The organism is Citrobacter sp. RHBSTW-00029 (genome assembly GCF_014104295.1).
GTDB lineage: Bacteria > Pseudomonadota > Gammaproteobacteria > Enterobacterales > Enterobacteriaceae > Citrobacter > Citrobacter youngae.
This window is the reverse complement of the sequence record NZ_JABXRT010000001.1, coordinates 480,607-506,041: the sequence shown is the minus strand read 5'-3', so window position 1 is coordinate 506,041 and position 25,435 is coordinate 480,607. Positions and strand designations below refer to the sequence as shown.

Annotated in this window: 20 protein-coding genes; 8 read left to right on the top strand and 12 right to left on the bottom strand. The window is 44.6% G+C overall.

Annotation, left to right across the window (positions count from 1 at the left end):
* Positions 1-6 precede the first annotated feature (6 nt).
* From HV041_RS02475 to HV041_RS02445, 8 genes are all read right to left on the bottom strand, one after another.
* On the bottom strand, positions 7-1,881 hold the full coding sequence (locus HV041_RS02475; protein WP_046274742.1) for a DNA-binding protein: 1,875 nt from the start codon (positions 1,879-1,881) through the stop codon (positions 7-9).
* Positions 1,878-3,182: a tyrosine-type recombinase/integrase gene (locus tag HV041_RS02470; protein WP_001061182.1), complete on the bottom strand. Its 1,305-nt coding sequence runs from the start codon at positions 3,180-3,182 to the stop codon at positions 1,878-1,880. The genes HV041_RS02475 and HV041_RS02470 overlap by 4 nt, the downstream gene beginning before the upstream one ends.
* Positions 3,175-4,377, bottom strand: coding sequence for a site-specific integrase (locus HV041_RS02465; protein WP_024199005.1), 1,203 nt, complete (start codon positions 4,375-4,377; stop codon positions 3,175-3,177). Before HV041_RS02465 ends, HV041_RS02470 begins: the two co-directional genes overlap by 8 nt.
* Positions 4,378-4,672: 295 nt before the next feature.
* Positions 4,673-4,972: a hypothetical protein gene (locus HV041_RS24960; RefSeq protein WP_249424099.1), complete on the bottom strand. Its 300-nt coding sequence runs from the start codon at positions 4,970-4,972 to the stop codon at positions 4,673-4,675.
* 20 nt (positions 4,973-4,992) lie between these two features.
* Entirely contained in the window at positions 4,993-5,199 is a 207-nt protein-coding gene (locus HV041_RS02460; protein WP_000795663.1) for an AlpA family transcriptional regulator, read from the bottom strand.
* 281 nt (positions 5,200-5,480) lie between these two features.
* Positions 5,481-6,326 (bottom strand): DUF6387 family protein, encoded by an 846-nt coding sequence (locus HV041_RS02455; RefSeq protein ID WP_001067212.1) that lies wholly within the window; start codon positions 6,324-6,326, stop codon positions 5,481-5,483.
* A gap of 426 nt (positions 6,327-6,752) precedes the next feature.
* Positions 6,753-7,478, bottom strand: coding sequence for a GNAT family protein (locus tag HV041_RS02450; protein WP_121584942.1), 726 nt, complete (start codon positions 7,476-7,478; stop codon positions 6,753-6,755).
* Positions 7,479-7,706: 228 nt separating this feature from the next.
* Positions 7,707-9,176, bottom strand: coding sequence for a PLP-dependent aminotransferase family protein (locus HV041_RS02445; RefSeq protein ID WP_121584943.1), 1,470 nt, complete (start codon positions 9,174-9,176; stop codon positions 7,707-7,709).
* Positions 9,177-9,302: 126 nt separating this feature from the next.
* Between HV041_RS02445 and HV041_RS02440 the strand changes: the two genes are divergently transcribed.
* Positions 9,303-9,761: a GNAT family N-acetyltransferase gene (locus HV041_RS02440; RefSeq protein ID WP_048212960.1), complete on the top strand. Its 459-nt coding sequence runs from the start codon at positions 9,303-9,305 to the stop codon at positions 9,759-9,761.
* Between the two features lie 868 nt (positions 9,762-10,629).
* Here the strand turns inward: HV041_RS02440 and HV041_RS02435 are convergent.
* From HV041_RS02435 to dpaL, 4 genes are all read right to left on the bottom strand, one after another.
* Positions 10,630-11,916, bottom strand: a complete 1,287-nt coding sequence (locus HV041_RS02435; protein WP_121584944.1) for an MFS transporter — start codon at positions 11,914-11,916, stop codon at positions 10,630-10,632.
* Positions 11,917-11,994: 78 nt separating this feature from the next.
* The gene (locus tag HV041_RS02430; RefSeq protein WP_061068407.1) at positions 11,995-13,587 is read right to left on the bottom strand and encodes a D-aminoacylase; all 1,593 of its coding nucleotides are present in this window, start codon (positions 13,585-13,587) and stop codon (positions 11,995-11,997) included.
* A 68-nt stretch (positions 13,588-13,655) separates the two neighbouring features.
* Positions 13,656-14,840 carry a YgeY family selenium metabolism-linked hydrolase gene (locus HV041_RS02425; RefSeq protein ID WP_048212963.1) on the bottom strand — a complete coding sequence of 395 codons (1,185 nt, stop codon included), beginning with the start codon at positions 14,838-14,840 and terminating at the stop codon, positions 13,656-13,658.
* Between the two features lie 33 nt (positions 14,841-14,873).
* The gene (gene dpaL, locus HV041_RS02420; RefSeq protein WP_040233393.1) at positions 14,874-16,088 is read right to left on the bottom strand and encodes a diaminopropionate ammonia-lyase; all 1,215 of its coding nucleotides are present in this window, start codon (positions 16,086-16,088) and stop codon (positions 14,874-14,876) included.
* A gap of 380 nt (positions 16,089-16,468) precedes the next feature.
* On the opposite strand from dpaL, the gene HV041_RS02415 reads away from it, so the two are divergent.
* The 7 genes from HV041_RS02415 (at position 16,469) to galE (ending at position 25,406) form a co-directional block, all read left to right on the top strand.
* Positions 16,469-18,217: a sigma 54-interacting transcriptional regulator gene (locus tag HV041_RS02415; protein WP_121584945.1), complete on the top strand. Its 1,749-nt coding sequence runs from the start codon at positions 16,469-16,471 to the stop codon at positions 18,215-18,217.
* Between the two features lie 334 nt (positions 18,218-18,551).
* Entirely contained in the window at positions 18,552-19,490 is a 939-nt protein-coding gene (gene melR, locus HV041_RS02410; RefSeq protein ID WP_048212965.1) for a transcriptional regulator MelR, read from the top strand.
* A gap of 193 nt (positions 19,491-19,683) precedes the next feature.
* Positions 19,684-21,144, top strand: coding sequence for a Na+/H+ antiporter NhaC (nhaC, locus tag HV041_RS02405; protein WP_182294043.1), 1,461 nt, complete (start codon positions 19,684-19,686; stop codon positions 21,142-21,144).
* 124 nt (positions 21,145-21,268) lie between these two features.
* Positions 21,269-22,441 carry a PatB family C-S lyase gene (locus HV041_RS02400; RefSeq protein ID WP_048212967.1) on the top strand — a complete coding sequence of 391 codons (1,173 nt, stop codon included), beginning with the start codon at positions 21,269-21,271 and terminating at the stop codon, positions 22,439-22,441.
* Between the two features lie 155 nt (positions 22,442-22,596).
* Positions 22,597-23,232, top strand: a complete 636-nt coding sequence (locus tag HV041_RS02395) for a carbonic anhydrase (RefSeq protein WP_005122990.1) — start codon at positions 22,597-22,599, stop codon at positions 23,230-23,232.
* Positions 23,233-23,385: 153 nt separating this feature from the next.
* The gene (locus HV041_RS02390) at positions 23,386-24,324 is read left to right on the top strand and encodes a hypothetical protein (protein WP_048212968.1); all 939 of its coding nucleotides are present in this window, start codon (positions 23,386-23,388) and stop codon (positions 24,322-24,324) included.
* Between the two features lie 65 nt (positions 24,325-24,389).
* The gene (gene galE / locus HV041_RS02385) at positions 24,390-25,406 is read left to right on the top strand and encodes a UDP-glucose 4-epimerase GalE (protein ID WP_121584947.1); all 1,017 of its coding nucleotides are present in this window, start codon (positions 24,390-24,392) and stop codon (positions 25,404-25,406) included.
* Positions 25,407-25,435 lie beyond the last annotated feature (29 nt).

Below are 25,435 nucleotides of genomic sequence, written 5' to 3'. Positions count from 1 at the left end.
CCTGTTTCAATTATTCAATAGTTTATTAATTCTTTCCAAATTTTTCTCATGGTGTTGCAGCCATTTGTCTGCACCATAATCACCATTTTCACAAGCGGTCTGCGTTATACTCTTCAGTTTTGTTACTTTTTCTCGGATAGATTCAAGCTTCATTCTATCAATTGATTCCATGTCCAGTGCCTCATTGTCACATTCCAAAAACTGATTAATTTTATTACAAGGTTGAACCAAATAGTTATGCACACAGTAACCAAATTCTGTTAAGTGAATTGCCCCTTGATAAAGGTTATCGAAGTCAACTGGCGATTCAATTGAGGGAATTGACTCTCTCTTACAATAATTACTCTTGATCAATTTAATAGCTTTGATTTTATCTAACATATCTTCTTCTGACACATGGTTATAAACTCTGTTCTGATTAGCATTAATACGACCAGACCATTTAGCTATATCAAGTTCAGACATTTCACCATAGTGAGCTATTGTATTTAATAGATGCCGTGGTTGGTGTGAGCGAATAAGTAGTGGTTTACCCTCATCATCATAATACCCATATCGTGCAAATATATTTTTATACCCCACCTCAAAGCTTCTTTTACTTTGTATATCGCTAAAGAAGAAACTTTTAGTCGGTTTGTAAAATATGAAAATTGAAGCCATTCGTGATAAAGAAAATTGATCAGCATTGAGCAAGCATAAAGCATTACTAAATCTTATAGATTTCTCTTTATCGTACCATGGAAAGTCTCTGCTAAAACCTGAGCTAATCATTTCCCATAGGTCACTCAATGAATAGTTATAATCATTGGAGTTTAAGAAACTTTTTCCACCATCCAAACTCGTTCTTTTAATTTTTAAAACACATGATTTATGATCAAATAAATGATACCCCAGTGCATGGCAAACTTGTACAACGGTCAATTTAGTTTTTTCATCAACTGTTGGGCAAAGCTCATGTCGGTAAAATTTATCAGGGTGCTTTTCGCACCAGTGAGCAAGTGCTCTTGCATTTTGTGATAAGGAAAGTAATCTTCTAATCGCTTTCTTTGCAACTGGTATCATAACCCGTGGAATCCATTTGATATTAGGGCCATACCCCTTAACCGAATAAAATCTCAACCCATATCTTTCGATACCCTTGCCATCTATTTGTGTAATCTCACAATCAGCAGGTAAGGCTAAAATCTCAGAGATTCTGCTCGGACAACAAAGTAGAAGTGCAAATACTGAACTTGTGAACTTATCCCTTGGACTCAGTAACTCATCATTTTGAGAAAAAATATCAGCAATAGCGAGCAATGCCTCTTCATCTGGTAACTTATCGCTTCGGTGATAATCATCAATCTCAGGAAGATAATTGTTTTTGACTTTCTGTTTTACATGGTTTTTCCATGAGATATATCCTGACTTCACAAGATTATGTTCATATAGAAACTTTGATATTTTTTCAAGCTGTATTCCACATTTAGCCAAAACGTTACCTTCAAAATATTTACTCCCGATCTGCATTGCCTCATCGAAAACAACGGCTGTAACATTATAAATGAGACCAGTGTTCTGAACCTGCAAAAGGGCCTGTTCGAGGCATCGCAAAGCCATCATAATAACCCCATAGTTTTTTAATGGTTTCAATGAGTGTTGATATCTGATATATGCTTTCGCAAAATTGATATAATCTTCGTGCATTGCATCAATGGAATCAAAGACTTTATTTCCAACCCCTATTTTTCTAAATGTGACATATCCTTTCCATGCATACTGCTCCCAATCCTGAGTTTGGGTTAGTCCGGGCAGTTGATAGCGACAAAATTTTATGAACTCATTATAATTTTCCTCTACAAGAATATGTTTTTTTGATTTGAACAAAATAATATTATTCATAGTTGATTCACCTCACTGCACTCAATCGGAATAAAAAACATACATTGATTACAAGGAAATCCTGAATTCTGACTCTGGCATCTACTTGAAGAAAAAAATTTGAAATGACTACTCTTTTTAGATTTGATTCCGTTCATAAAAATATCAGCGACAAATGACAATTGTTCTGAAACAGCGGAATCAATCCTTTCAACACTGTCAGCATGATTTTTAATATAAATACCCGCACTTGAAGTAGAGGAATGATCCAATAACTCAGCTATAGTATTAACATTATGCCCATCCTTAGCCAGCATAGTTGCTATTGTATAACGAAGCCTGCGAGGAGTAATATTTAGTATCGAACCGGTACGGTTGGATATTATATTCCCATTATTAACAATACCTTTCAATGCTACATTAGCAATTATAGGCTTCGCATATAATTTATTATATTCCAGAAGAATTGAACCTGTTATGGATAAATCTGAGAGTTTTTCCTCATTTAAGAAAATAGGAACTTCTCGTTTAGAATAATCATCAAGAGTTTTTCCAAGAGCTTGCTCAACGAGTTTCACTGATTGATTAGCTTGCAATTGAACAATTGATGCAACCTCTGATATTATTGCAAGTTCTCGATATCGTAGTTCTTTACCCCGTTGTTTAACTCGTGGCACTGAAATTACATATTCTACTTTGCCATTATCTAAGTTCTTTTGAAGAAGGTCTTTATATTTCAACATAACTAACTGCTGAGGTCTTCTACCTGTAAGGCTGATCAATAGTGATATTGCATAATGTGGCAGTGACAGTTCACCTTTTCTATATGCATGATTCATAGCCTTAATCAAAGAAGTATGTTCTTCTTTAGTTAGTGGTCCCTCTGTTGGATCATCTTGAAGCACAGACTGACCAGATTTTTTTATCTTTAGGTCCAAATGCTTTAACAGTTCTACCGCACTTTCATCTATTCCTGGATTTCCTAACTCAAACCATTTAATCAAAAATGGTCGTAAAACGCGAAGTGATGCTGGGGCTTTTGATAATTTCTTATTTTGATATTCAATTAGAACCTTATCATCAATATGAGTAGGAGATACTTTACAGATAAGACTCTCCATATTTCTAACAATATTTTTCACATACAAATAGCTGTTGCTATTAAAATAATATTGTACTGTATATACAAATCCACAAACCAAATTTTCGTTCATAGCATATATTAAGTTTGTAAGATTGATTCCATTGCTTTCAATCGAACTGACGATTTTATGCTCATGCAAAGACATTTTATCAGAGTTATATTTAATTAAATTATTCATCAAATTCTCCTTTGAATAGTTGCTCTTGTTGTTGAAGTGCAGTTTTTTTCGATAGCTCAAAAATATGCCTGCGATTATAAATCATTGAAGTTTCTGAACCCGGTCGCCATCCCATGAGATAAGAACGGATTTGTTGCTCTTTTTCATCGGATATGTCCTGATTCTTGTCTATTGCTTTCGAAAACTCATAATTCCATGTATGTCTGAGTTTGTGACCTGTCAATCCCCCTAGAAGTGAGGAGGATTGACGAACAACACTCACCACTTTGTGATATGAAGAAAATGAAATAGGTTGCCCTTGAGTTTTCCCTTCCTTATAAGTAATAAACAGGAAATCATGTTTGTTAGAATTTTTTATCTTTCTTCGATCATTCATAATATAATCTGAAATTTCAAACATGAGCTTTGTATCAGCAATTAATTTCCTCTCACAAGTTTTAACTAATGGCTGATACACTCGCGGATCTGTTTTATCATTTGCTCTTCTTCTTATTGCAATTGTCGATTCTGCAAAATCTATATCACCAATTCGCAGATTCAAAAGTTCACCTGCTCTCAGGCCAAAGCAGTATAATAGCAGGAATATTAGATTGTTTCTTTTTTGCACTTTTTCTGAAAAAGGATTTAATTTACTACCCGGTGCAAGAGTGCTAAACAAAGAATCCAATTGTTCTTTATCTAAGCTTTTTTCTATATCCATATTATATTTATCATTGTTTCTCGGTTTCTTTCGTTTTATGTTGTTAATGAAATCTAAAATATATTTGAGAGTATCCTTCTGCCCTGTATGAGAAAGATGTATTTTGCACAGCCATTCCAGATAGTTAGCTATGGTTGTAATCCGAAAGTACTTAGTTGGTTTTTTGACAATTGAACTCCTAAAATTATCATCCTCGCCATCTCGGAAATTGAATGAAGTGAATTCAATCAAATCTTCAATTTCATGAGGAGCCAGAAATATCTTTTTCTGAATTCTTTCATCAATATTGATCTCTTTCCTCATAAAGAATCGATATAACAATGAAATGCTACCGGCAATAACCTTCATTGTTGATATAGACTCTGACCGATTCCTGACCTGTGTTGTTATATACAAGTTAGGATAATACAATGGTTCACCAGTATCTTTATTTACAACATGACAATATCTCTCACCATTTTCGAACATAAAAGAATCCACACAAATACTGCACATATTTTCCTCCTAAACTTTACAAAAAGTATAATTCCAATATATTAATAATAAGCATTTCGTAGATTTACAAATTTATTTGGTTCGATTAAGATATTTATTTAAATTAAAACAGTGAGATAGACGATTATTCTTGTCAAATTATCATCTGGTAGATCTAGTTTGAATTATGTACACCTAATACTTCGAAAACTATCTCACTGCCTTGCTAATAAACGACAACCAAAATAATGTAATTTATTCTGTAAAGTTTTAAGGTAAATTATGCAGCCAAACTTTACACTTTCATAAAAAGCTCTTAATCCATTAGATATAAAATTATCCGCTTCGCTAGGAGTTTCAATTCATCAGGACATTTAATTAGAGATAACCGGGTCTCGTAAACATATATCTGTTTGCAAGCATTAAGCTCAGAGATCGAGTCTAAAGGTTCTCTCAGATTTCCTACAAAGTACTGACTGAGCCAGTAAATGATTTCTTTATTAAAGTCGTTATTAGGTAAGTCATAAATCACTTCTTGGTCAAAGATCTTGTAAAAAAGATCTCCGCATAAATTGCACATATGGTTTTCTTCGCTTACAAATTCTTCGATATTCATAAAATCGCTCCTATGTTCAATTAAGCAACATTATTTCGACTTGTTTCGATAACAGACTGAATCCAGGTATCAATCTCACTTTCAACGAAAGCTACTGCACGACTTCCAATTTTGACAGGAGCAGGAAACTTACCATCGTTGATCAGACGATATATCCAGGCTTTTCCGTAGCCAGTTCGTTCGAGAACTTCTGGTAAGCGTATGAGGCGGGTTGCTTGATTTTTCATTTCGTTATCCCTTGTCGTTGCGGTGAAGTCACTATACGAGCAGTTGGGAAAAGAAAAGAGCGAAGCTCCTGAAGCGGAGGTTCTTCGTAGCTATGCAGGATGGTTTTCTCGAAGTTGGTGCCGTACAGAAAAGGGGAACTTGAGAGTAGCTGAAATTCCCCCGTTTTATAGCAAGTGTCAAAATGCCCGGTTTAAAGTAAAAATCACAAAAAAAAAGCACCATTCACAATGATGCCTTTTGTTAATTTTCACAATTTAAACAAATAGTTATAAATGTAATTCTAATCCGATAGTTTCATTACATCAGAGACTTTCATTTGCTTCAAATGGCTATTTTTGTTCATGAAGTAATGGAATTGTCGGATAAAGTCAGTTGTGCAGGATTTAAGAGCCAAAGGCCTGTCGGTATCTTTGATTTGGCTAGACTGCCTCATTTCGCTTTCTTCGTCATCGTCTGTATATAGCAGTCTGGATAACCTGTCGTCAGAGACACGGATTTTTTTAACGGCTGCCCACACCAGGATATCCAGCATAGGTATCACACGATAACTGATGAGTTTCTTGATAGTTCCATACCCAAAGCGAACTGATTCTAAAGGATCTGGTTCGATACCTTTGATTTTACGCCACTGCGGTAATGCAGCTTTAAGCGACTCTGCAATCTCTTCGTCTGTGCCACTTGCCAAATCAATCTCGAACATGACTGTTCGTGAAAACTGATCTGGCATAATATCTGAAAGTGATTCTTCCCGAAGATCTCTGTTTATTGAATAATTGTCATCACCATCCCAAACAAAACCTCCGCGTTGCATAGCAATGATGCTCGTTTCAGCAAGGCGATCAAGAGTTGTTAGAAAAAAATGGGGAGGCTGAAAAAGTTTGTTGGCAGGAGTCATGTATCCCAGTTGCCCTTCTTCAATTAAAAAAGGATTGCCACTGAAAATTTTTGAGAAGTAACCCATAAGAGTTCTGCTCTCAAACTCTTCCCGATATTCCTTAAAGAACAAGTTACGAGCCCATATCTCATGGTAAAACTGGAGCAATGAGAGGTCTTCAAATTTGCGATATGTATCAATCTTAAACCAACTCTTGATGTCTTTTGTGTGCTCTGGTGACCAGTTGTTCAAAATCCATTCTCCACCTATGCTGGTACTGCCCTACGGATAGAATTCAGTTTTGCTGAAAAACTACCGCATTCACTAATCGGTGAAAAGCAGATCCTGCTTGCGCAGTTCAGCTACCAGCAGGGAGTTGAACTGAAGAATTTGTTTCCTTTTGATACAATTCTCCAATCCGCTAATCGTGAGAACCCATACCATTACGATTTATGGTTCCTTTTTAGAACCACACATAAAATTCAAAGTTTAAATAATATTAAAAATCAATGGAATGAATAGCTAATTACAGGGACGCCAGCCCACCAAAATTCTCCATCGGTGATTACCAGAGTCATCCGATGAAGTCCTAAGAGCCCGCGCGGCACAAGCCCTGCGGGCTTTTTTGTGCCCGTTACAGACCGAGAACATCCAGCCAAATCCAGAGAAAATTGGCACCTATGCCGTCGTGCTTTCATTGTTTATCAGCGTTGCCAGGCGCTTAATCTGTTGTCCTTTGCTATCAAAATTACCCTCATCAAGCCACAGAGTGAACGCTTCGCGTAGCGCTGGGTATTCACTATCAATGATCGAATACCACGCGGTGTCCCGATTACGCTGGTGCACAACAACGGCCTGCCGGAATATGCCTTCAAAGGTAAAACCAAAGCGTGTTGCTGCCGCACGAGAAGGCGCATTAAGCGCATCGCATTTCCATTCAACGCGGCGATACCCCAGCCCCTCAAAAACATAGTCTAACAGCAGCGACATGACCTCCGTTGAAACCCGCGAACGTTTCATGCGTGATGAATAGGTCACCCAACCCACTTCTATTACGCCATTCGATGCATCAATGCGCATAAGTGCCAGCGTGCCGACAGCCTGCATGCTGGCCAAATCGATTACGGCAAAATGCATGGGGTCGGTCTGCGCCGCAATCTTCGTTAAATAGCTTAAGAAAGAATCAAAGGTCGTGAATGGCCCTGTCGCGAGATAGGTCCAGTCGCGAGAGTCAGGCGTATCGCAATAGGCGTCATAAAGCGTCTTTGCGTGGCGTTCGACGTTAATACGCTCAAGTTTGCAATAACGACCGGTGATCTGCTGAGCCGTAGGAAATCGCGCACCTTGCCAGTCAGGTAACGCTAAACCAACGGGTTGCTGGAATTCATTAAACGTGGATGACATGCTATTTACCTCTCATAATAGAGTGTCAAATGACTGCAGAGTAAGAGACAACTGACAGGGTAAAAAGAACCACAATGGTTGTTTTTAACAGATCCACATGACGATGCTATACCGAACATCAGCACCGTATTGCTTATCCGCAATTAAAAAATGCCGGTCATGCCACTGTTGTGGAAATAAGAAATACTGACATTATTACGTGCCATCGCTATCAGCATCAAAGCGACGCTACATGGCATGGGCAAGACGACGAATTCCCTCAACAATAACCTCTGGCGGGTGATTCGCAAAACCGATCATAATCCCCTGCCGGGAGATATCACCATGATAATAATGACTCAACGATTGAATCCCCATCCCCAGCATTCTGGCTTTCAGTTCGACCTCATCTCCGGTCAACCCGGCATGCAACCAGCAGACAATATGCACCCCAGAATCAGAAGGCTGAACGGTCATTTTATCGGCAAGATAGCATTGAATAGCATTGACCAACGCCGTTCGCCTCTCGTAGCATGCCTTACGAACCCGTCGTACATGGCTGGCGTAATGTCCTTCTTCAATAAAACTCGCCAGTACCGCCTGCTCAAGATAACTGGAGCCAATATCGGAAAAATATTTTGTCACGATAAACTGTTCTTTTAATCCTGGCGGAACAACTAAAAAACCTAAACGAAATTCTGGGTACATCATTTTTGAAAATGTCCCTGAATATATTACCCGCTGATGCTGATCTAATCCCTGCAAGGCTTGCAAAGAGCGTGCGGTATAACGAAACTCACTATTGTAATCATCTTCAAATATCCATGCCCGGTTAACCCGAGCCCATTCCAGTAGCTCAAGTCGTCGGGATAAACTGAGTGTCCCGCTAAGCGGGTACTGATCGGAAGGAACAACATAGGCCAGTTTCGCATGAGGGAAATAATCAATGCCGTATCGAACATTCATTCCTTCGTTATCCACCGGCACAGGTCTCACAATTGCCCCTGTTGACATAAATACCCCGCGCGCACCTTTATAACCAGGGTCGTCCAGCCAAACGTCATTTCCTTTTGTAAGCAACGCCCGGGCAGTAATATTTAACGCCTGCTGAATACCGTTTACGATAATTATCTGATCTTCACTACAGTTAACCCCTCGCGTTGTTTTCACGTAGTGACAAATTGCTTTCCGTAAGGGATAAAAACCGCAGGGGCTGGTATGAGAGCCGAGTTGATGCCGGGATTGTCTCCAGACTCGTCCCAGTAACTTGCCCCATAATGAATGAGGAAAGAGATCGGTACAGCCCACACCGACGGCAAACAGACGGTTCATTTCACGCCCTTCAACATCGCCAGACCATAAACCACGAACGGATACGATATCCGCATTTAGCTGCCCATCAACAGGCAGTTCATCCCCTTGCTGTAATTCAGGATAGAGACCGCTAATGCTGCGGTCAGGAAGACTTGGCGTGACAAAGGTTCCAGCGCCTTTGCGCGTCTGAATATACCCTTCGTCTAACAGCCGGTCATAACCCGCAATTACCGAGTTCCGTGAAATTGACATCATCTCGGACAGTCCCCGGGTTGAGGGTATCTTTGTCCCTGGCGGCAAACGACCTTCTACGATTGCGTTGCGTAGCGCATGGTACACCTGTTCCTTAATAACGCCTTGCTCTAAAAAAAGCTCCTGAAATAAAGGTGCACTATTTTTTTTCATTGCACTCACTCTTACGTTAAAAGTGGATCCTGGAAATATTTGCAAAGTGTCTCTTTGCGGTGGCTTACGCAATATTTAGGATAACCGCCATAGAAAACTACTCTGACTAAAATTATCAGGAGACCTATGAGTAACCAAAACACAACTGCGCCGATTACTATCGAACCCGTCACCCAGCAAGACTACGCGGGCTGGCTACCGCTTTGGATAAATTACCAGATTTTTTACCGTACTGAAATTTCAGACAAGGTCACACAATTAACCTGGGGGCGTTTTCTCAATCCTGTGGAGCCTGTTTTCTGCGCTGTCGCAAAATCTGACGGTAAAATTGTCGGTCTGGTACATTATCTCTTTCACCGCTCAACCTGGGCGGAGTCTGATTATTGCTATCTGGAGGACTTATTTGTTAGTGAAGAAACCCGGGGCAAACACATCGGCAAGCAGCTTATCGAGTATGTTCAAAAACACGCCCGCAAGCGCCATGCAGCAAGATTATACTGGCACACACATGAAACAAACCTCCGCGGTCAGCGCCTTTATGACTGGGTTGCCAGCAAGAGTGGGATGATCGAGTACCGTATGTAAAATAAATAATACCCATTTAATCGGGTAGTTCTATGTAAACATCCCCCCGTACTGTACCTTCATTTTTCAACACATCGTCTGCGGCTCTGTTTCGCAAAGCCGCAGAATCCGAAATCATCAGATTTCTGAGACCAAATACCCGCTACGCTAAAAAGTGACATATTCATATATTTTAAACTTCCCATCAATAAACAAACATTAATTTTCAACACGTTGCATATATCTTACTGCTCATGAGTTTTATTTTCACATAAAATGTCCCTACACTTGTTTTGCATCTCTATATTGCCGGAGCGGCCTCTAAACAAGCCGCCGGGTTGCATCGGTGCGGCATGAGATAATATATCAGTAAATATACTTTCTCATACTTTTGGGGGATATCAATTTGGCTAACTGGCGATCTGGAGATGTTTGAGGAGCTGGGTAGTGAAATAATAGTGTAACCAGGCGGGATATTTTCCCAACATTAACGCGTTACTTTCACACATAAAGGAGAAAAACAGGGTGCCGGAATAGCAACTTACGCAGCCCTGGCTTTGTCATAGTCTCCTGTTTTATTATTAATAATTAACCCTGAAAATATAGAGTGACAATGCAATTGTTCTAAATGTAGTTCATCCACCAAAGAGATATATAAAATAGCCAGAATTTTAAATCACCTTGACGCCTATACAAATTGTTACCCTAATAACAATGTTATACGCACCTATCCCGACCCAGGAGAAATAAACAGTAAGACATCTTATTTTTGCAGTTTAAAAAAACTACTATTGTTTTTCTTAGAGAGAGCGATTAAAGGTTTAATTTAACAGCATAACTGTAAATCCTGTGGCTCTGGAACAGCAGAACCACAGGCGTTTGACACTAATCAGGCTTTACTGGGTATTGCACCTACGGCATGCGAACCTTTTACGGTCAACGTCACCACGGCGGAACATAACAGTGCGGCGATCATAAAGATAAATGCACTGTTGTAACTTCCGCCGCTGCTTTGGATAAGCCAGCCAATAATCGGCGCAGAAACCACCCCCGCCATCTGACCGCCAAAGTTAACGATACCGGAAGCCCGCCCCATGATATTGCTGGGGATGGTATCCATTAAAATGCCCCAAAATGTCGCCATGGCAAAAAACATAAACAGCGCAGAGATACACTGATAAACCACCGCCATATCCGCGCTGCTGACGCTGAAGGTCAGATACAGGAAGCCCGCCGCAATAACCGACGTCACGACATACAACGTCTTGCGCATCGGTTTGAATTTATCTGAGCAATATCCGCCGATTAATGTCCCACCCGCGCCAAACAGGAACGGAATTGCCGCCATCACCCCTGTCTTCGCCAGTGAGAATTCACGCACGGTAATCAGGTAGCTTGGCAACCAGGTTGAAAACCCCCAGAAGGTGATATCAAACAAGAACCAGATACTGGCCATCTGCCAGAGCACCGGCATCCTGAGCACGTCTTTAAACGCGATAGCGCTCGTATTTTGCAAGCCGCCCTGATCGTCAGCGGCTAAATCGGCCAGATCCTGTTGCGTAATCGCAGGGTGATCTTTCGGGTTGTCACGTGTGAATAAGTAGATACCCGCAGCAATAAACAGGCCCGGGATCCCCAGCACAATAAAGACCATGTGCCAGCCAAACGCCCCGATAATACTTGCAGCGACCACCACCGCCAGTGCGGGGCCTAAGGTATTTACCGTTGACTGAATTGCTGTAGCTCGACCGCGTTCTTTCGAAGGGAAATAGGTGGAAATCATTTTCCAGGAAGCTGATGGGAAGCACCCTTCGCCAATACCGAAGAAGAAGCGAACAGCCAGCATCAACGGCAGCGTTAATACCGCACCGGTTAAGCTGGTGAAAACTGACCACCAGGCAATACCAATAGCCATAATTTTACGCGAGCCAAACTTATCCGCCAGTAAACCACCGGGGATTTGGAACGCGGCATAACCAATGAAAAAGGCGCTAATAATTAAACCTTGTTGAGTTGTATCAAGATTTAAATCTTTGCCGATATAAGGCAACGAAACGCTCATGACCATTCTGTCGAGGAACGAGAGTAGCCATGCCAGCCAGATTAATGTCAGGACGGTATATCTTGCTTTCCAGGTCTTAGGTTTACCTGAAGGTAAAGATGTTTGTAGGTTCATTGTGATGTCCTTGGGGTGTAGTGATCTACCGCGGCCATAAATGGTCGCGATAGATCCATGCGTGTTTAGCGTTATTTATTAATATTGTTTTCTGATAACAGTACCGCTACAGGCATAACTTTCCGTGCCATTAATTAAGGCTATGCGTCCATTAACCATCACGATTTCAATCCCTTCCGGATATTGATTCGGTTCAACAAATGTCCCCTTATCCGCAATAGTCTTGGGATCGAACATCACAATATCCGCCGCATACCCTACCTTCAGCAGTCCGCGATCCTGCAGACCCAACACCTCAGCGGGTTTGCCTGTCATCTTGCGGATTGCCGCTTCCCAGCTCAGGCATCCTTCTTCACGCACGTATTTACCCAGCACGCGCGGGAAGGCGCCAAACACACGTGGGTGTGGTTTACCCGCGCCCATCAGTCCGTCAGTGCACACGTTCTGCTCCGGCCGGCAGAGAAACTTAATGACGTGCTCTTCAGTGCCGTAGAAATCGACCATGCCAACGGCGTTTTCTTCTTCAAACAACAGATCGAAGGTAGCGTTGTACGGATCTTTACCGCGCAATTCCCCCAGTTGAACAAGGTTCAGACCAACAGCATCCTGATTTTTCTCTGTCTTGACGCTGGTGACAAAAATCTGATCCAGGCCTGCAAAATCAATGAAGTTATCCCAGCCAGGAATGCCCTGCTGGATATCCTCTATCATTTTGGCGCGCAATTCAGGCGAGGCCAGACGCTCAAGTAATTTGTCCGTCCCGCCAGAGTGGACCCACGGAGGCAGGATCACGCCGAGCATGGTGCTTCCCGCCACGTACGGATACTGATCGTAAGAGATACGGATCCCCTCTTCCTGGGCCTGCTCCAGCATGCCCAACATCTGGTCAATCAGCCCCCAGTTTTTCTTCCCACAGACTTTCATATGTGAAATATGCAACCAGACACCGGTGGCTTTAGCGATATCGATCAGTTCCTGCGTTGAACTGATGATATCGTCAGCCTCACTGCGCTGGTGTACCACAAAGATCCCGTCATATTTCGCTGTGACCTTGCACAACTCAATCATTTCAGCGGTATCACCAAAAGCACACGGCATATAGATAAGCCCAGTTGAAAGACCAAACGCGCCGGCTTTTAGCTCACGTTCAAGGACTTCACACATCTTCGCCACATCTTCACGCGTGGAAGGGCGTCCATCCAGGCCCATCGCTTCCATGCGTACGTTACCGTGTGGCACCAGATATGCCAGGTTTGTCGCCGGATGTCGGGATGCCAACAGGTTGAGATAACCGTCCGTGTTTTTATATTTCCAGTCAATTTTGTCGGTGTCGCCGTCCAGTCCAGCAATATTTTTACGCCATGCCGGAATATATTCCTCCGGCAATGGTGCCAGCGCTACGCCATCCTGCCCCAGCAACTCGGTAGTAATCCCCTGGCGGATTTTCGCTGACAGCGCAGGATTAATAATGGCTGACAGATCAGAGTGTGTGTGAGTATCAATAAAGCCCGGGCAAATAATTTTCCCTGTTGCATCAATAACCTGTTCATTGACGCCAACATCAATTTGACCAATTTCGACAATATGCCCTTCATCAACCATTACATCGGCAATTCGGCCTGGATTACCCGTTCCATCAATCACATTTCCGTTTTTAAAAATGGTTTTCATCGTTATTCTCCATTGCGGTGCCGCGTAGCAGCACCACCTGTAAGGTAAGAGGTATTTATCTTTATTTTTTAACGGCGATAGAGTGTCTGGATGATGCTGTAATAGCCGCGGGCCGATCCGGTCAACTGATCAATCTCGATATACTCGTCGATGGTATGCGCCAGGTTTTCACGCGACGGCCCAAACCCGATGGTTTTGATTCCCGCTTCGCCCGCATAGTGGCTGCCGTTAGTGCAAAATGAGTACTGAGTAATCGTTGGCGAGAAACCCGCTTCGCGAACGCCTGCCAGAGCGGCCTGCACGAACTCGTCAGACTCGTCATAAACCCAGCCAGGGAAGAAACGCTCACCCTCAATGGTGGCTCCGGTATAGCAAGACTCCTTGCCAACCGCGTAAGAGACGCGGGCTTTGAACTGCGGGTCCTGGGCGGTTAGCTCCGCAAGTGCATTTTCCAGTGGCGCAATAACACTTTCTTTGGTTTCGCCCACCAGCAAGCGGCGATCGTAAGTGGCGCGGCAGTAATCCGGCACCACTGATGCGCCAGGATACGGCGACGATTTAATGTCTGTCAGTTCCAGGATACCGGGGCCAAGAACCGGGTGGGTTGGCGGAGTAATGGTGCGAATTTTGTCGATCAACTGCGCCATTTTGTACACCGCGTTAATTCCTGCCTGCGGGTTGGCGGAGTGGGCAGGTTTACCAAAGGTTTCAACCACAATTTCAGCACGACCACGCTGGCCGATTTTCAGATTCAGTTCAGAAGCTTCGCCAATAATGACGTAATCAGGCTGATAGCGCTCACTGACCAGACGAGCGGCAATGCCTTCAAAACACTCTTCATGAACGATACAGGCGACGTAAATTTTCCCGGCGAAATTACGCTGAGTATCCTGGCCGAAAAAACCTACGGCAGAGATCATCGCAGCAACAGCACCTTTCATATCGGTGGTGCCACGGCCATAAATTTTGCCATCGTCAATATCACCGCCGTACGGGTTGCGGGTCCACTTCTCTTCGTTCACCGGCACAGTATCAATATGACCATCCAGAACCAGCGTTTTCCCCGGCTGATTTCCCACAATACCGCCAACGATATTGCCGTATTTATCAACATGGATGTCGTCGAACTGGTAATGCTGCATCATTATTTTTATGGCATTTACCACGTCCCCTTCCTGACCTGAATAACTTTTTTGCTGGATCAGCGCCTGGCAATTTTTAATAACTTCTTCAATACGGGTTGCAGATAACATGGGGTTTCTCCGTTAATACTCTCAATCAGGAAATTATTTATTGATGCCCGGGTACTGACCGCCCCAGACAATATCCAAATATTGTTGCGGGTCGGTATCACCTTCAGTACTTATCAGCAACACGCGGGAATGCTCATCCAGACCCAGTTGCTCACGGGTTTGGGCCAAATCCGGGGAGGTCATCAACAGCGCCAGAAGACCTGTCGTGACGGCCCCAGACTCACCTGAAATAATTTGTGGGTCGCCCGCCAGCGGGTTGCCCAACATACGCATGCCCAGCGCCGCGACTTCATCAGGGCAGGAAGCAAATGCGGTGGCATAATCACGCAGTAACTTCCAGCCAATGCTGTTTGCCTCACCACAGGCCAGACCCGCCATCACGGTCTGTAAATCGCCGCCTACCGCAACAGCATCCCCCTCTTTTGCACGGGCTGAACGGTAGAGACAGTCGGCAATTAACGCTTCGGCGACGATCACTTTCGGACGATTTTCGCCCCATGCGGCCGTCACCATACCCTGCACCATTCCCGCAAATGAACCCACACCGGCCTGAACGAAAACATGCGTCGGGGCGACCTGATGGAGTTGATCAATCGCTTCCAGCATCAGCGTGCCGTAGCCCTGCATAATCCACTGCGGAATCTTTTCGTACCCTTCCCAGGCCGTGTCCTGCACAACGATCCAGCCATACTTTTGCGCCTGATCTGCGGTCATACGCACGGCATCGTCATAGTTCATATCCACGATTTCAGCGGTAGCGCCTTCATTGCGGATAGATGCCAGCCGCTGCTGTGAAGATCCTTTCGGCATGTAAACCACCGCATTTTGCTTTAGCTGGCGCGCCATCCACGCCACTCCGCGCCCGTGGTTACCATCGGTGGTGGTGGCAAACGTCACGGTCTTCAGGTCATGGCGTACTGCTTCACTGGTCATGACATCAAACGGTAATTCACTGATATCCTTCCCCACTAATTCCGCGATATGGCATGCCATCGCGTAGGCGCCGCCCAGCGCTTTGAACGCTTTCAGGCCAAAACGTTGAGACTCATCTTTGAGGTAAATATTTTTTACGCCCAGTTTTTGTGAAAGTGCCGGCAACGTATACAGCGGTGTTGGAGCGTATCCCGGAATAGACCGATGAAAATTCAACGCTTTTACCAGTTCCTGGCGACTAAAGGGGGCCAGCGGTGCGTTAGGGTGCTCGGTAAACGGCGTCTGGTTGATAAAAAATGATAAGTTTTGCTGCATCATAAAACCTCATTATCCTGGTAATTCATTCCCTGTAATCGGTGTAATACAGAGTTATTTACGCTATCGGTAATCCATAAAAGCAAAATGCTTACCAGTTTTTTAGAAAATGAGGAAAAAACTAGAAATAATTTAATAAATTCTTTTATTTCAATACATTAATCAATTTTTAATGATAGCAAGGTAAAAACAGCCGTCGTTAGTTTATCGCCTGGTTTTGATAAACTCTCATAAATGACAAATAGTGTGATCACGAAGGATAAAATTAAAAAAACATCCAAAAACAATACGCTAGATTGATTTTTCGCAAATCATTTTTGCAATGGTTCGCCTATTTATCATTTTCCTTGAGAAATGAGACACCTTACCGGAGAAGTATCATGATTTCAGTACTGAGCAATATCCAGGATGATATATGCAATTATGCCGACGCTATTTCCGGCATTACCGGGACTGATGTAGAAATCATTGATGAATCTTTAATGCGCATTGCTGGCACCGGTAAATACCGACATATGCTCAATGAGAACGTGGCAAAAAATGGTTATATCTATCGGCATGTTTTGCAGGTCCGTGAGACGGTTTTGATCAAAAACCCCGGTGAACATCCTCTATGTCAACTGTGTGAAAAACACCATTACTGCTCTGAAATGCTAGATTTGAACGCCCCTATTTTTCTCAATAACCGCGTCATTGGGGTGATCGGCATTATTTGCTCAACGCAAACACAGCGTGACACTTTGCTTAGCCAGATCGATAAATTTGTCACGTTTATAGAGCAAATTGCCGTCATGATCTCCAGTAAGGTCTTTGAATGCCTGGAACGCTTACGCGCGCAGGAGACGCTCGGTGCCTTTCGCCGTCTGATTGATGCAATGGATCGCGGCGTTGTGGCCATCGATGGCAAGGGCCGCATCTGGCATGCCAACCATTCAGCAGATCGCATACTTAACCGTGAAGTTCAGGGATTACCTCTGACCATTGAAACGACCGGAGACAGTTTGTATGGCGATGAGGAAGCATGGCTGACACTTGAAGGGCAAAAACACCATGTGCTGTGTAAACAAATCTCGCTCTCGTCACTGGATAACGACCGATTAACTATGGTTATCTTTCGCGATGCGCACGACTACCTGAGCACGATTGCTCCCTCGCCCTATGAGTCTGACACACAGGTACGTCTTATTGGCCATTCCCCCTCAATGGAACAACTCAGAAGTACCATTAGCAAAATCGCCAACAGCTATGCCAGTGTACTGATCACCGGGGAAAGTGGTTCAGGTAAAGAAGTTGTGGCATTTGCTATTCATCAGAGCAGCCCGCGTAAAGCCGCCCCTTTCGTGACCATCAACTGCGCCGCTATCCCTGAACAACTCCTGGAAAGCGAACTGTTTGGCTACGTACGCGGCGCATTCAGCGGTGCCGATCCCAAAGGACGCGTGGGGAAATTTGAGCTGGCCAATGGGGGTAGCCTGTTCCTCGACGAGATTGGCGATATGCCACTGCATTTGCAAGCCAAGCTGCTCAGGGTACTGCAGGAAAAAGCCATCACCCGTGTGGGGTCCAACAACACCATCAATATTGACGTGCGGATTATTGCCGCAACCAACAAAAACATCAGCGCGATGGTCGAGAATAATCAGTTTCGTGAAGATCTTTTCTATCGCCTGAACGTGGTCCCTCTGGTACTTCCTTCCCTGCGTGAACGCCGGGCGGATATCGCCGTCCTGGCACAATATTTTGCCGATGAATTCTCGCTAAGCTACCAGCGACCGCCGCAAAAACTTCACGATGATGTTATTAACCGCCTTTATGCCTGGCACTGGCCGGGCAACATCCGTGAACTGCGCAACGTCATCGAGTACATTTTTGTCATGCGCGGAGAAGCCGCCGGGATCAACGCCAGCCATCTGCCCCCTTACCTGCTTACCGCAGCCGATGGCAGAAAAAGCACAATGATGGCGCAACCTCGCCAGCTTGCCCACCAGGGCAAACAAGCAGAGAGAGATGCCATTGAAAACGTCATACAGCGATTTGGTTCAAGCGTTGAGGGTAAGAAACAAGCCGCGACAGAACTGGGGATCAGCATTGCGACGCTGTACCGAAAAATAAAACTCTATGGCTTATGAGCCTCGCCTTCTCAACGACAAAATCCGCATTATCCAATACTGCCGATCATCAATGCTCGCTTATCGGCCTACGGTTTACAGGCTTTAGTAGGCCGGATAGGGCGTCAGAGCCGCCATCCCGCAGATACAGCAAAGTCCCTTATGGTTGAGCGCTTTTAAAATTAAAACTCGCCATTCCCGCTATCTCAGATCGGCAATCAACAGGCACAGGATCTGAGTTTTTGGGAATAATTTCGCGAAAATGGAGAGAAAACGGTGATTTTTTTCGGTTAAGCTATGTGCATGCTTTGGCGCTACCACAAGGTCAAATTCACTCTTCAGGAACCAACCCGTAATGGCTAAAAGTATTCCGCAGCTGCCGCATGATCCCCATATGTGTCGCAGCTATGAAAAAAAGACTCGTAGCCCACTGGCACTCTATTCAGAGTATCAGCGTATGGATGTCGAGTTGCGGGAGCCGCTGGCCATGACTTACAGTCACTGGCATGGCCAGGTTGAAGTGAATGTGCCATTTGATGGTGATGTTGAGTACCTGTTCAATGACGAAGTGGTACAGAGCAAACAAGGCTTTATCACACTGTTCTGGGCGTGTACTCCTCATCAGCTCACGAATGCCGGGCACTGTAAGCAAATGGCTATCTTCAACTTGCCCATGCATTTATTTTTGTCCTGGCCGCTGGATAGAGAGCTGATTAATCACGTGACGCACGGCAGGGTGATTACCTCATCGGCATCCCAGCAGCTTAGCGTTTTTGAGGTTCAACGTTGGCAAAATGAACTCAACAGCGATAACGAACAGATTCGTCAGTTAGCCATTGATGAAATCGCCCTGATGCTCAAGCGGTTTAGCCTCTCAGGCTGGCGGACAGTATTGGGAAACCAAACTGCACGAACCCAGAAGAATAGCATTTCGCGGCATTCACAATTTTACGTCAGCCAGATGCTGGAATTTATTGCCGCCAACTGTGACAAATTGCTGACCGTCGAGGCCATTGCCGATCACGTCAAACTTAATCCTAATTATGCGATGGGTATCTTTCATCGCGTAATGCAACTGACGATGAAACAATATATTACGGCGATGCGCATCAACCATGTACGGGCATTACTCAGCGACACCGATAAAACCATTCTGGATATCGCGATGATTGCGGGTTTTCGCTCCAGCAGTCGATTTTATAGCTCATTTCATAAATACGTCGGTATGCCGCCTCAGCAGTATCGCAAGCTCAGCCAGCAACGCCGAAATCATCCACCTTATGCGGAGGGATAATTTATTCGCCAAACGTTCTCTTACCTTACTACTAAAATATAAGCACCAAAATAGCAGGTCAAAAAATATAATCTGCAGCAGTTAATAAAATAGGGTTCAACCATGCCCCCTGGCAACTATGTTACTCAGATATGAGTGACCTGTAGCAGGTATTTATTTGACGTGTTCAACCATTAACGATTGGGATGGAATTATGGAATTAAATAACTGCACCGCCAACAACAGAAAGCCATTGTCTTTCTTTTGGTCAGTTTTACCCATGGTAGTCATGCTGGGCGGGATTAGTATCGGATATTTTATCTTCAATATTCGTGCTGAGCCCATGATCCTGATGGGAACGGCAACCGCCTCGTTTATCGCCATCGCTCACGGCTATACGTGGGATGACATTCTACAATCTATTTGCAATAAAATATCTGAAGCGCTGCCGGTCATATTAATCGTCGCCAGTATCGGTTTCTTAATTGGCGCATGGATGGTGTCAGGCACTATTCCAATGATGATTTATTATGGTCTGAAGTGGATTAACCCGCAGTATTTCCATATCTCGGCATTTATGCTGGGAGCACTGATCTCAGTATGCACCGGTACCTCCTGGGGTTCTATCGGGACCGTTGGTATTGCCATGATTGGCGTAGCGATTGGTCTGAATGTCTCGCTGCCCGTTGCCGCTGGTGCCATTGTTTCAGGCTGCTGGTTTGGTGATAAGCTCTCACCGGTTTCTGATTCAACCAACATGGCCGCACTGGCTGCCGGAGTAAACCTGTACTCGCATATCGGCCACCTGTTGTGGACTACCGGCCCGGGTTTTATTATTTGCTGCGTCGTTTACAGCTATATGGGAATGGGCATTGATGCCTCGTCCAGCGCACCTGAAAATATCACCAATTTGATGAATTCTATTGGTCAGATTTATCACTTTAATATTCTGCTGCTGCTCCCGCCGATTATCGTTTTATATGGCTCACTGTCAAAAAGACCGCCCATTCCGATGCTCTTTTTATCTACGATTGTTTCAATGATTTTGGCGTTAGTCTTTCAGCAATTTACCGCATCCTCTGTCGGTGAATCCGTGGTCAGTGGCTTTAAGCTCGCAATGCTTACCGGAGATAATCTGCCTACACTGTCTTCCGATGTTTCCCGCTTACTGGAGCGAGGCGGCGCTATTTCAATGTTTAGCAGCTTCGTTACCGTCTTCAGCGCCTTCAGCTTTGCCGGAGCAATGAGTGCGACAGGCTCTCTGCACACCGTGATAAACGCGCTGACAAAAGGCGTTAAATCCACATTCCGCCTGGTGGCTACCACGATTGTGACGACATTTACCATCTGTGCCTGCACGGCAAATGGGACCTTGCCGCTGCTGCTGTGCGGTGATGCCTTTAAAGAGGAGTACAAAAAACGAGGGCTTGCGGCAAAAAACCTCTCGCGAACCACTGAAGATGCCGGAACCGTTGTCGAACCGATTATCCCCTGGTCCGCTTCAGGCGTTTATTGCGCCACTATGCTGGGTGTTGCCACACTTGATTATTTGCCCTGGGCAATCCTCTGTTACAGCGGCGTCATCTTTGCGCTACTGTGGGCGGCAACCGGTATTGGCATTGCTAAATATGAGCCTAATGAAGCCACTGAGAATATGGTTGAGCAAAAATCATAAACTACTAAATAGCTAAATATTAGCTATCACCAGGGTAAATTTAATATATCCATCAGATATACATAAACATTCTTCGCTTTTAGCGTTGCTTACACTATTTTCAGAGACTTTCCAGGAGTCAACAATGTCTTTGTTTGATGATATTGTCACAAGGGATGTTAATTGTCGTAAATACGGGCAATTACAACAGATGTACGGTACCACCGATGTATTACCGCTGTGGATTGCAGATATGGATTTTGCGACACCAGAGCCAATTATGAGCACGCTGCGTTCGGTGGTGTCGCAGCCTGTTCAGGGCTATAACCTGGATTATCCGCAATGGAAAGAGTCCGTTATCCAGTGGTACGCAAAACAATATAATGCAGAGATTAAATCGCACTGGCTGCATTTTGTTCCCGGCGTTATAAAAACCATTGTCATGTCCTTGCTGGCACTTACCCGCACGGGAGACAATATATTAACCTGTACCCCAATATATGACCCCTACCCTAACCTGGTGAAAACCAGCGGCAGGCATTTACTCCAGACCCGCCTTATTGAAAAAGACGGTTGCTATGAATTTGACTGGCAAGATTTCGGCGAGAAACTTAAACAGTGCAAAATGTTTCTTTTTCCCTCGCCACACAATCCTGGTGGAATGGTGTGGTCACGGGAAACGCTTGAAAAAATCAGCCACTATTGCCAGCAGGCTGGCGTCATCATTCTCTCCGATGAAGTGCATAGCGATTTAACCCTGCCAGGTAAGCAACACCTACCCTTTTTTACCCTCGATGACGCAGCAGGGTGTCAGTCAATCGTACTGACCTCTGTTAGCAAGACCTTCAACACGGCGGCGATCCAGGGAGGGATAGCCATTATAAAGAATGATGAACTGCGTCACCGGTTCTATCATTTTCTCGATAACTGTTATCTTGCAGAGACTCACTCACTGCAACAGGCAACGATTTATAGCGCCTATACCCATTGCGGTGACTGGCACCGGGAGTTATTGGATTATCTGGCTGATAACGTGGCATTTGTTAGAAATGAAATCGAAATGCACTGTCCGTTGATCTCGATTGTCTATGGTGGCGCATCCTATTTGCTCTTTCTGAATGCCGAAAAAATGGCGCTTAGCGAGACGCAGCTAAGCGATTTTTTTGTCCATGAAGCCAGACTTGGCCTGTCACCGGGGTCACAATATGGTCCCGGCGGAGAGGGGCACATGCGTCTGAACGTTGGCTGCCCGCGCGCCGTCCTGGTGGACGCAATGAACAGACTAAAAACGGCATACCAGAAACGGCAGAACATGTAACGCAGACCGCTACGCTTGCCCTGCACCGTCAGGGCAACATTGCCCAAAGATAGTGACCGAACTGCTATAAAGTCTTTCCCTTCTGTCGGCTGGTGTTAAACTGGAAAGTGTGATCTTCATCATAACCTGCTTAAACAGAGAAAAGAGACACTGCTATGCAACATATCATTGAGGGCTTCCTCAACTTCCAAAAAGAGATTTTCCCTCAACGTAAGGAACTCTTCCGCAGCCTGGCATCCAGCCAGAATCCTAAAGCGCTTTTCATCTCCTGTTCTGACAGCCGACTGGTGCCAGAGTTAGTGACGCAGCAAGAGCCAGGACAGCTTTTCGTTATCCGTAACGCCGGTAATATCGTACCGTCTTTTGGCCCGGAGCCTGGCGGCGTATCTGCGACCATTGAGTACGCGGTCGTTGCTTTAGGCGTGACGGATATCGTTATCTGTGGTCACTCCAACTGCGGCGCGATGAAAGCCATCGCAGAAAGCCAACCCCTGGATCCGATGCCTGCTGTCGCCCACTGGTTGCACTATGCCGATGCCGCGAAAGCCGTGGTTGAAAAGAAAACCTGGGCTAACGAAATCGATAAAGTGAATGCCATGGTGGAAGAAAACGTGATTGCCCAGTTGAACAACATTAAAACGCATCCTTGCGTGGCTGTTGGCCTGCGTAACAACGCGATTCGTCTGCACGGGTGGGTCTACGACATCGAAAGCGGAGAAATTCGTACTCTGGATAAGAACAGCAAAACTTACGTTTCGCTGGCCGATAATCCACACGTCCATTTCGAGTAAATCAGTACTGGAGCACGGATGCTCTGGCAATCCTCCCACTACGATTTCTGTCAGTAGACAAACATGGCTCTTGCGACTAGCTTTTAAACTAGCCATCAGTGTGGCCGTCGTGGAACCCGCAATAGATTAAGCGATAAAAAGGAGCAGGTACGCATGCGAACGAAAAATAACAGACTGATTAATATGTTATTTTTTCATGAGTCGTGGGATATTATGATCCTGAAAAATAATGGTTCGCATACCTTTCCCACTAACACGCTGGAAATTCTGAACCGCACCCGAGCCCAACAGCTCAAAAAGAAATATACCTTTCAGGCCGATCCTTTCATTATTGAAAAAGACAATAAAGTTTATGTTTTTTATGAAGCACTAAGCTTTCGTAATTCGCAAGGTATTCTGCGCTGCCGTATCCTTGATGCTAACCTGGTTGAGCTTGAGGATGTGAAACTCGACGGTTTTGATAACCTAAAATGCCATTTATCATTTCCTTTTTTATTTTACAGCAACGATCAGCTTTTCATGATCCCGGAGTCTTCAGAAAGGAAAGAGGTTATCTTATTCCAGTCGATAGAGTTCCCTACGCGCTGGAAACAGGTAAAAGTATTAGTACCTGACCAGGCGCTCACCGATAACGTCGTCGTCTCGTTGCATGAAAATCTTTATCTTTTATCCACCACGATGGAAGATGAGTTAGTTATCCATACAGCCAGTGATGTAACCGGGCCATGGCAAAAAATAGTGCCAACGCTTAACCTGTCGAATCAACACCCCCGGGGCGCTGGCGCACCACACTGCGTTGATAATAAACTCTATTTCCTCACTCAGGAATGCACACCAGAGACGTACGGAAAGTCTGTTTATATCAAAGAGCTAATCACGCTTAACGCATCCAGCTTTGATGAGCGTTTGATTGCGCAGATCAATGCCAGCATCAACCAAAGCGAGGGCGTCCACACGCTGAACTTCACCAATAACTATATCGTGTATGACAGTAAGATAAGCAAATTCAGCCTGTTTTCTATACTTAAAAAAATATCTTATAAATGCCGGGTGAAATATCGGAATTTTTACCTTAACCGACGCCACCAATAACGTTTATTTATGCGGTGGCATTAATGAATTAATGATAGTTTGCAAAAAATATATCTGGAGACTGTATGGCAATTTTAGTCACTGGTGGTGCTGGTTATATTGGCTCACATACCGTGCTGACGCTTCTGGAAAGAGGTGATGATGTTGTGGTCATCGATAACCTTTCCAACTCCTCACAAACATCCCTGGACAGGGTTGCGGAACTGACCGGTAAAGCGCCCATCGTTTATATTGCTGATGTGCTGAACAACGATGTTCTGAAAACGATTTTCTCTAACCATAACATCACCGATGTCATTCATTTTGCTGGATTAAAATCAGTTTCAGAATCCATAAAAGAGCCGCTTGCCTACTATGACAATAATGTCACCGGCACGCTGGTTTTACTGCGTGAGATGCTGGCTGCGGGAGTGAAGCACTTTATTTTCAGCTCTTCCGCCACGGTATACGGCAACCCGGAAAGCGTTCCATTAAGTGAACAATCGCCAACCGGTGGTACCACCAATCCGTATGGCACATCAAAATTCATGGTCGAGCAAATTCTGGCAGACTTTTCCCGCGCACAGCCCGATTTCCGAATCACCTGCCTACGCTACTTTAACCCAGTCGGCGCGCATCCATCGGGCAGGATTGGCGAAGATCCGAATGGTATCCCCAACAATCTGGTACCGTATATTTCTCAGGTGGCGATTGGCAAGCTGGAAAGCGTGTCGGTCTATGGAAATGACTATCCAACCCCTGATGGCACCGGTGTGCGTGATTACATCCATGTGATGGATCTGGCAACTGGCCATTTAGCGGCACTGGATTGCCAGGAAAAAGGGGCGGCATACAAAGTCTTCAATCTCGGTACCGGTATCGGGTATTCCGTACTTAACCTGATTGCAGCCTTCGAGAAAGCGGCGCAAACCCGCATTAATTATAAGATTGTGGCCAGAAGGCCCGGGGATATTGCCGAGTGTTGGTCAGACCCGTCGTTAGCACGAAAAGAGTTGGGATGGCAGGCCATCTACACCCTGGATGAAATGATACGCGACACCTGGAACTGGCAAAAAAACAATCCAGATGGCTATCACGTTTAATTTTTAACGATAAGGAGCCTGGTTGCCAG